This is a genomic window from Idiomarina sp. UBA4206, assembly GCF_002383015.1.
Taxonomy (GTDB): Bacteria; Pseudomonadota; Gammaproteobacteria; order Enterobacterales; family Alteromonadaceae; genus Idiomarina; species Idiomarina abyssalis.
On sequence record NZ_DFTS01000067.1, the window covers coordinates 54,798 to 55,653 of the forward strand.

The 856-nt window shown below is 45.9% G+C and carries 2 pseudogenes; both read left to right on the top strand.

The annotated features are described in order from the left end of the window. Window positions 1–510, top strand: a pseudogene (locus tag B3180_RS13600) (NAD-glutamate dehydrogenase domain-containing protein); the annotation flags it as partial. After that, window positions 510–856, top strand: a pseudogene (locus tag B3180_RS13605) (quinone-dependent dihydroorotate dehydrogenase); the annotation flags it as partial. The pseudogenes B3180_RS13600 and B3180_RS13605, both read left to right, overlap by 1 nt.

Here is an 856-nt window from a genome sequence, read left to right on the forward strand (position 1 = left end):
GAAGCGAAAGTCATTGAGCAAAGTATTGAGAGGTATAAAGAACATGGCTTCCCGGCTAACCTTGCTAAACAGGTCGCCAGCCTGAGTACTGTGTTCTCTGCTATGGACTTAGCGGAAGTGGCTAACGAAACAGGTCAATCGTTTAAGACTGTCGGCACATTGTATTTCCGTTTGGGCGCAGAAATAAATCTGCACTGGTTCTTAACTCAAATTAATAATCAACCTGTTGCAAATCACTGGCAGGCACTGGCACGAGCTGCGTTCCGGGAAGAGCTGGATTGGCAGCAACGGTCTTTGACTCAGGTTGTGCTGCGTTCCACACCGGATGTTAGCGAGCCTGAGAAAATGATCAGTGAGTGGATAGAGCAGAATGAAGTCTTGCTTTCCCGTTGGCAGCAGATGTTATCGGATTTCCGTACAACGAAAAGCCATGAGTTTGCTAAGTTCTCCGTTGCTCTGAGAGAACTGATGCTGTTAAGCCACAACTGTGCACCGAAAGTTGTCAGTTAATGTATAAGCTGATTCGACCATGGTTGTTTAAACAAGATCCCGAGAAAACGCACGAGCTTACGCTCGGGATCTTAAGTAAATGGCATCGTACTCCGTTGTCTTTGCTTTGGAAGCAAAACTTACCAAGTAAACCTGTCCGGGTTATGGGAATAGACTTTCCTAACCCGGTAGGCTTAGCGGCGGGGCTTGATAAAAATGCTGAGTGTATCGATGCGTTTGCACAAATGGGCTTTGGATTTATTGAAGTTGGTACAGTTACGCCTTTAGCACAGCCAGGAAATGATAAACCGCGTTTATTTCGACTGGTAGAAGATGAAGCAATTATCAACCGCATGGGGTTCAACAA